Raw genomic sequence first — 8,041 nt, forward strand, 5'->3', positions numbered from 1 at the left:
GTGGCTCCGGTGAGCGCTGCGCGCCCACCGCCAGAAGCCGGCCGCCAAGGCGGCCTAGTGCGGACTTTCCTTGCCGGGCGCTGCGCGCCAACGGCCAACGAATCACCTATCTTGATTGTCTGACAATATCTTTCGTATCGGTACAACCTTCGGACCGCTGCGCGCCCCGGCCGATCAACCGCTACCGCAGTGGGGCACGCTGCGCGCACCCCACTGTGGTACGGCTACTACTCCCCCACAGTGAAATTCACATCGAGATACGAGAAATTGTCCCGTAGATGCTGCCGTACATCGTCCAGATCTACGGACTCGTCCGCATCTTCTTGGCTACGCGCCGATCGCGTCATTGTTAATGAAACTGTGACATCCACTTCTACATCGAAATCACGTTCTCGGCCTTCGAACCCCCACTGTTCGCAGAACCTCTCGAACTCGCTGCACAGACTGTTCTCGTCCGCCCATTCGCATGCAGACTCATTCAGCCGCCTGATCCACTCGTGATGGTTCGCACGCTCGGTATTGGCGCTCTCGCGTACGGCCTGCAAGGTCCGTTCGACGGCGGCCCGTTCGTGGATCGGCCGCACGTACTCACCGAACCATGCGGGAGCGACCCCAGGTGACACAGTGACCGGTGAGATGTCACGTGGACGCACCAACCCCGTCCAGCTCTTGTAGGTGTGCTCCACGGCCATCAACGGCTCACGCCACACGACAGCAACGCTTGCATGGGTCTCGGTGGCATTGCGCTCATCGACCGAGAACCATCCTGACGCGGCGATACCGCCGCGTCCATCACTTATCTGCACATAGGTCCCCTCTGCGGGGTATCCCGCAACCAGGGGCTTTGGCAAGGCCTCGAGCACGACGGCCCGGTTCGACCAGTCGGCACCCCCTAGAGACCCATTGTCGAAGGCCACCTCGAGCACGGACGCAACTGGTAACACTGAATCGACGATCGATGTCATGGCAGATTTCAGCCTCTCAATTCGGGTGACGGATGGTCAGTCCGCCGATCAACAGAACGCCTCTGAATCTACCATCGAAACACTTGCACTGGAAGACGTAAGAGTCATCGAAACATGTTGATAAACAGAGCGTTTGGGATCACAACTATCAGCAGGACGCAACCCGGCAGCAGCCGCAATTGTCCCCGACGCACTCGGTGCCGGGGACCGAGTGCGCAGGCGATTTTACCGAGCCTGACAGAATAGGACTGCTCAACTTTCCCTACAGGAGATCGACTGACATGGCACCGAAAAGGCCCGATGAAACGCTGCACCGACTCCGCGACTGGACGCACGGACAACTGTCGGAGCGCCTCGCTGCCCAGATCCTTCTCGCAGACGACTTCAAAAACCTCGACCCCTCTCAGCCGATGGGCGGTCCCGACAATGCCCACGACGCAATAGCCCACCGCGACGGCAAGAAATGGGTCATGGCGGCCTATTTTCCGAACACCAGAAAAACTTTCAGCGCAGTCAAGAAGAAATTTCTGGGAGACGTTGCCGGCGTGGCCACCAACGGTGCCAACGGCATTGTCTTTGTAACCAACCAAGCTCTGACGGTCGGAGAGCGAACCAAACTTTCCAACCTTGCGTCTTGCGATGTCGAGCTCTACCACCTCGAACGGTGCGTAGCGATCCTTGACATGCCCCGCATGGGCCCTGTACGCCGCCAGTTCTATCTCGAAGACGAGAACTCAGACGATCGAGTTAACGGCAACCAGACCGGCGGCGACACCACCGCCCGTTTCATGCTTTCTACCTATGACATGAAGGCAGGCACCGCTCAACACGCCGCAGTTCTCAAGGACGGTCAGTATCCCCTCTACGACCTATCGCTGAGAATCGTCGACATGAATGTCAGTCCCGGCACCGATCTACACCGCCTCGACTGGGGGAACCTCGTCGCGCCGGCCGAGTACTACAACGTGAATATCAGCCTCCCGGACTCGGCGTACTGGAGGATCTTTTTCACCGCACGCAATGGCCAGTGGCATCAAGATCTGATTCTCAAGCGATCGGACCCGGACAGCTGTTGGCTTGCAGCCACCCGCGTCATCGGCCTCCAACAAGCACCCCATCTGCAGCAGCTGGACCTGGAATTCATTCATCGCTTCGGAGCTCCAGAATGGCTCCCTTAATGGCCAACTCGCGCGGTCTGCACCCGCCCGGCCAGCTGTTGAACCGCCAGGGATCGACATTCTGTCGGTCGGTAAAGGACAGGCCGGGGGCCGCCCGATCGCTTCGCACGCCCGTTTTCGTCGGGCTGCACCAGATTCTGCCTTGGGTGCGCCTCCACTCAAATACACAGGGCCGGACAAGCCATAGAGGGCATGATTGATCCTGTGCCGGACTACGACATCAATCAGCTGGGAAGCCGGCCCTTCGAGCAGCTCGTCGTTGCGCTGTGCGTCCGAGCAATCGGGGCCGGGATAGAAGCCTTCGGCGACGGCCCCGACGGAGGCCGCGAAGCGACCTACGCCGGCACGATTGACTGGTCCGCCGGCACAGACGATCACGTGCACGAACACTGGACCGGGTACACCGTATTCCAAGCAAAGTTCCACTACGACCAGGGTGACCCGGCATCGAACCTCGTCTGGTTCAAGAAGCAAATTGACGCCGAATTGCTCCGGTGGGTCGAAGCCATGGACAAAGGGTCGCGTATGCGTCCACCTGACTACATGGTGTTCGCCTCAAATGTCAGATTGTCGAGCAATGGAGTCTCCGGTGGCATCGATCAACTGAACAACTACCTGCTCGGCAGGCTCCACGATGACAAGGACCCCATTCACGGCCTCGGGATTCGCGCCATCCGCATCTGGCACCATGCGCAGATCACCGCGCTAATCGACGGGCACCCGAGTGTCCGCTATGCATTCCCTGCCCTTCTAACGATCGGGGATGTTCTCGCCTGTATCGGTGCCAACACTGCACCAGGAAGCAGTTCTTCCGATCTCGGACCCGCTATGAGACTTCATGCGGCACAATGCCTCCGAAACGAGCACTGGGTTCGATTCTCGGAATCTGGAGCAACAGCAGGCCAACGAGCAAAGCTAGAAGAAGCGGGACGCGACCTGCCAGGACGCTACGAGAGTCCGGACGGACACCCCCACGATGTGCAGACAATTGCGCACATCATCGAGCACGCCGATCAAGTCCTCCGCAGCGGCCTCCAAGACCGCGTACGACGACCGCACTGGGTCATCATCGGCGGACCCGGACAGGGCAAAACAACACTCAGCGCACTGATCGCACAGATCTACCGCAGCGGCCTTCTGTCCCGCGGTGACATGACACCCGAAGTTGCCACAATCACCTCGGCCACGCAGAGCGCGATGGAACGCTCAGGAATCACAAAGCCACGAAACCTCCGTTGGCCCATCCGCATCGACCTCGCACTGTACGCAGACGAACTGTCGTCGGTCCCGGATTTGAGTGTCCTCGGATACCTCTCAAAAGTCATCGGCAACCGCGCCGGTCGCACTCTCAGTCCCGGCGATCTTGAAGGGTGGTTACGCATATGGCCGTGGATCGTCGTACTCGACGGTCTCGACGAGGTGAGCGCAGCTTCCATGCGTCGACTCCTGATCGAACGGATCACCGATTTCATGGAAGCTGCGGACCAGCTCGACGCAGACCTACTGCTGGTCTCCACAACTCGGCCTTTGGGCTACGACGAACGCTTCGATAGCGACTTGTTCACCGAGCTCACGTTGAGTCGCCTCAATTCCACGCAATCGCAACGATTCGGAACCGACCTCGTTCGGTTGAGGCTGGCTGACGACGCCGAAAGACGCGACACCGTCCTACGCAGGCTACGAACCGCGGCCAAAGACCCGAACACAGCACGGCTGATGGAAACCCCACTGCAAGTGACGATCATGTCGTTCATTGTCGAAAGCTTCGGGACCCTACCGCTCGACCGCTACAGCCTCTTCGAGCTGTATTACCGAACCGTCTATCAACGGGAAATTGACAAGCCTGGGGTCCATGGCCTGTCCGCACTGCTCAACGAACATCGACCCGATGTCTTCCATTTGCACTGCCAAGTCGCGCTCGAACTGCACGTGGCCGCCGAAAGCAGCAGCCGCTCGGAAGCAACAATGCCTGCGTCGAGACTCGACGAGATAGTGCGGACCCGACTCATCACCCAGGAGTTCGGTCCCCGAGACGTGAGCTCTATAGCGAGCAGACTGGTCAGGGCTGCCACGCACCGACTGGTTCTACTCGTCCCTACTGACGACCGAGTAGGATTCGAAGTTCGCAGTATGCAAGAACTGATGGGAGCAAACGCGCTGACGATGGGACAAGACACGAAAGTCCTCGCCCTGCTTCAACTCACCGCCCACCACCCCCATTGGCGAAACACATGGCTTTTGGCCGCCGGCCGAATCTTCAAAGAACGCGAACATCTACAAAATGATCTGGTGCAGCTAGTCACCGCCTGCGATCGCCGAAGTGGCGGCCTCCACGAGACGGTCCCAACAGCCCCTATGCTGGCCTGCAACGTCCTCGATGACGGCTTCGCTTCCAGAGCACCCAGTTCCCGAAGGGCCTACATAAGCGCAGCGATAAGTTGCCTCGACAGCTACCCCGGACAGGACTTCAATGGTCTTGCAATAGCACTGTCACACGCGTGCAACAGCGATGACCTGACTCCTGTGTTCACCGAACTGACTGCCGCACTTCGCGGACGGGGCATCCGACAGATCAATGCCTACTTTCTCCTCAGAGCACTTCGGAATAGCAAACAGACTTTTCACAAAGCTGACTTCATCCTTAGAAACAACGAATTACCACCCCAAACGATGCAAGCGGTCACTAAGTGGGCCACCCCCGTCTCGGATAAACGCGCGGCGCACCGAGCTGATGGACCACCCCTAAACGGAATAGCGATCTATGATATCTTGACCGCGGAGCTGGAGACCCAAGATCGATTCGGGCTCAACGACGCTCAGTACCAAAAATTCGACACATTCCTCGTCTCTTTTTCCACTGTAGAAACGTTCGTGGACCACGAGTTCGGAACACTGACCATTTTGATCGACCGAACTACGCCCATAATCCTCAACGGGCTATCCGCCGTCATGGACGACCCAGACACAGAAACCGCCGTGACCCTACTGCTCGACTCGCTACCAGTCGAGCACTGGCCGATCACGGCCACCATTCAACAATTGCTGCGTCCCCTTGTCGCTCGCAGACCTGTCGGTCCTGCCGTTATCGACGAGTTCGGGGCCGATTTCCCAGCAGCCACACAGATATGAACATCGACAGCACGTGCGACATACACTTCGACTCGTATCCACGAGGTACTCTCTCGATCATGACACTCATCCAGTCACTGGATCAGGCCAACTCCAAAACTGAGGTCGATAGCGGACTCACTGCAGGAGAACGCCGTCGAGCTCATGCATAAGGATCGGTGAAGCGCGTGGGCATAGAGGACAATATCCATGGTCTCGATGACGCCGAGCGGGCCCGCTTGAAGATGGTTCGCGAGCGGGAGTCTCGAGAAGAAGCCGAGGGCTGGCTGGCTGTCACTGAGTTCGTGAGATTGGCACAGGAGTACGGGGTTTCGCCTCGCCCGGTGCCGGCCCTAGGCCCCTATATCGATGCTGATTTCTTGAATCGGACGTGCTGGAACGGTCGCCAGATCTTCGAGTCATCGGTCATCGGTTGGTCGTTCATGCAGATGCGCGATCCGCACGCAGTCGGTGTCGACGGCACCCTCTACCGGGTTCGTCAGGACGTTCGACGCAGGCGGATGGCCCTATTCGGCGTGGGGTCGATTCGACCCGCTGAGATCGCACCGATTGCGGTCGAGTCGTATCCGCTCGGACATCTGTCCAGCAGCAACTCATATGACGAGTCCGGGGGTTGGACGTTGATCGAGTACATGACAGGTTTCCTGCGCACCAGTCGCAACCTCTCGACTTAGTCTTGAAACCCGTACGCGCAGCCACCCGGCTCGCCCAGTTTCCTTCTCTGGGCGGGCCGGGTGGGTGTCCGTGTTCACGATGCGCGTTGCGGCGACCTCCGATGCAGGACAATGCATGTGATAGCAGTGACGGCCATGACCGTGGCTCCGATCCACGCCGCGACGGTATACGCGCCGTCGTTGGGGAACTCACCGGTCGTGCCGGCCGCGAGCATGAGTCCGCCGGTAGCGCTGCCGAGGGAGAATCCGACGCTGCGAACGACTTGGTTGACGCTCATTGCACTCGATGTCTCGTCTTTAGGGGTGACAGCGAGGATGACGCCGGGCATCGCCGAGGAGAAGCTACCCACGCCGAAGCCCAGGATGGCCATTGCAACCAATAGCTCGACGATGTTCGTGCGTGCCGTCGCAAAGATCACGAACGATATGAGAACAATCACCGCGCTGGCCGCGAGAACCAAAGGGGCACCGATGCGTTCACGTGCCCGCGGTGTCACTTTGCCCGCGACGAATCCGAGCGCGGAAAATGGCACGAGGACGAGTCCGGCGACGAAAGTGGTCAGGCCGAATCCGTATCCAGTGCTGCTGGGGGTTTGTGCGTAGCGAGTGATCAGGGTGAGCAAGAGGTACATGCCGATGCCGCCGATGAACATTGCGACGTTCGCTCCCGCGACTGCCGGGTGCCGTAGCAATCGAATGTCGACCAGGGGTTCTCTGGTGCGACGTTCGATCAGTGTCCATCCGGCGAGGAGCACGATTGCCATCACTGCGAGTACCAGGGCACCGGTGAGGTGACTTTCCCACAGGCTGGTCTCGCTGGCGAGAAACAGCACCAGAAACAGCGCTGCGGCCAGCAGTGCTGCGCCGGGCAGGTCCACGTGAGCCGACCGGCCAGCGGGTGAGGCCGGGATGCTGCGATAGGCAGCCAGGAACGCGATCACGGTCACGACCACCCCGAGTCCGTATGCAGCTCGAAGGCCGCCGACCTCGACGAGAAGGCCGGCCAGTGGATAACCGATGCCGATGCCGATGGTCGACGCGACGGAGACCAAGGCGATGGTGGAGGCCGATTTTTCTTTGGGGAGGTGATCGCGGGCGACGCCCATCATGAGGGCGGTCAGGCCGAGACCGACTCCCTGTGCGGTGCGTCCGACGAGCAGCCATGCGAACGGCAGTGGGATCACGGTGAGGACACTGCCGGTCACCACGACGGCGAGGGTCGCGAGGATGGTTGCTCGTCTGTGGGGGCCTGCACCGAGTCGTCCGAGGACAGGGGTCGCGATGGCTCCGGCCAGCAACGTGATGGTCAGAGTCCACTGGGCGCTGGCAAGTGATACGTGCAGTGTGGTGGCGACACTGGTGATCAGTGGTGCCCCGAGGCTTCCTACCGCGGCGACCACGAGCGCTATGAACACCAACGATGGAACCAGCAGCTTCGGCGGTTGGGACTCGTGAGTGACCGCGTCGGCGCTCATCGGTTGGTCTCGCTGGTGATGTGATCGAACAGACCGGACTGAATGCGTGTTCGCACGCCTTCGGACCATGGCTCCTCCAATTCGGATACCTGCAGGGCAGCGGCATTGTTCAGGAGCATCCCGAAGGCCAGGAAGGCCTTGATGGTGACGGCGTCGAGCCCGGTGATGTCGGCGACGGTCTTCCACATGCGCCCGAAACTGTTCCGGACCGCGTCGCGGACTTCGGGGTCGCCGCACGCGGCGAACCCCTGTAGCTGGAGCAGCAGCGCGCTGCGATCGGTCAGCATGTCGTTGTATCGGGCACCCATCAGGGCCAGTGCGTCCTGCCCGGTCGCGTCGCCGGCGGCTTCGCGCATGCCCTCGGTGAGCCGTTCGAACGACGCGGTCATGACCTCGAGGAACAGTGCTTTCTTGGTGCCGAATATTCGGAAGATGTAGGCCTGGGTGATTCCGGCCCGCCGGGCGATCGACTCTGTCGATGCTCCGTGTAGTCCACCGTTTGCGAATTCGTCTGCGGCCATCTGCAGAACCTGCTGTCTCCGGTCCGCGCCGCTCATTTTCCGCTGTTGGTCCATGCCACCGATCCTAACTTTTACAAATTAGTAATGACTAACTACTTA

General features: G+C 59.9%; 6 protein-coding genes. 3 read left to right on the forward strand and 3 right to left on the reverse strand.

Features of this window, described 5'->3' with window-relative positions; translation table 11 throughout:
* Positions 1-227 precede the first annotated feature (227 nt).
* Positions 228-965: a hypothetical protein gene (locus CH276_RS00180; protein ID WP_141214626.1), complete on the reverse strand. Its 738-nt coding sequence runs from the start codon at positions 963-965 to the stop codon at positions 228-230.
* Between the two features lie 281 nt (positions 966-1,246).
* Between CH276_RS00180 and CH276_RS00185 the strand changes: the two genes are divergently transcribed.
* From CH276_RS00185 to CH276_RS00195, 3 genes are all read left to right on the forward strand, one after another.
* The gene (locus tag CH276_RS00185; RefSeq protein WP_032364853.1) at positions 1,247-2,143 is read left to right on the forward strand and encodes a hypothetical protein; all 897 of its coding nucleotides are present in this window, start codon (positions 1,247-1,249) and stop codon (positions 2,141-2,143) included.
* Positions 2,144-2,335: 192 nt separating this feature from the next.
* The gene (locus CH276_RS00190) at positions 2,336-5,272 is read left to right on the forward strand and encodes an NACHT domain-containing protein (RefSeq protein WP_032394243.1); all 2,937 of its coding nucleotides are present in this window, start codon (positions 2,336-2,338) and stop codon (positions 5,270-5,272) included.
* 359 nt (positions 5,273-5,631) lie between these two features.
* A complete protein-coding gene (locus CH276_RS00195) occupies positions 5,632-5,946 on the forward strand; it encodes a hypothetical protein (protein ID WP_033188529.1) in 315 nt (104 codons plus the stop codon).
* Between the two features lie 74 nt (positions 5,947-6,020).
* Here the strand turns inward: CH276_RS00195 and CH276_RS00200 are convergent, their stop codons facing one another.
* Positions 6,021-7,421: an MFS transporter gene (locus CH276_RS00200; protein WP_032364850.1), complete on the reverse strand. Its 1,401-nt coding sequence runs from the start codon at positions 7,419-7,421 to the stop codon at positions 6,021-6,023.
* Entirely contained in the window at positions 7,418-7,996 is a 579-nt protein-coding gene (locus CH276_RS00205; protein WP_230591897.1) for a TetR/AcrR family transcriptional regulator, read from the reverse strand. Before CH276_RS00205 ends, CH276_RS00200 begins: the two co-directional genes overlap by 4 nt.
* Positions 7,997-8,041 lie beyond the last annotated feature (45 nt).

Origin of the sequence: Rhodococcus sp. 06-470-2, assembly GCF_002258235.1 — a bacterium.
Taxonomy (GTDB): Bacteria; Actinomycetota; Actinomycetes; order Mycobacteriales; family Mycobacteriaceae; genus Rhodococcoides.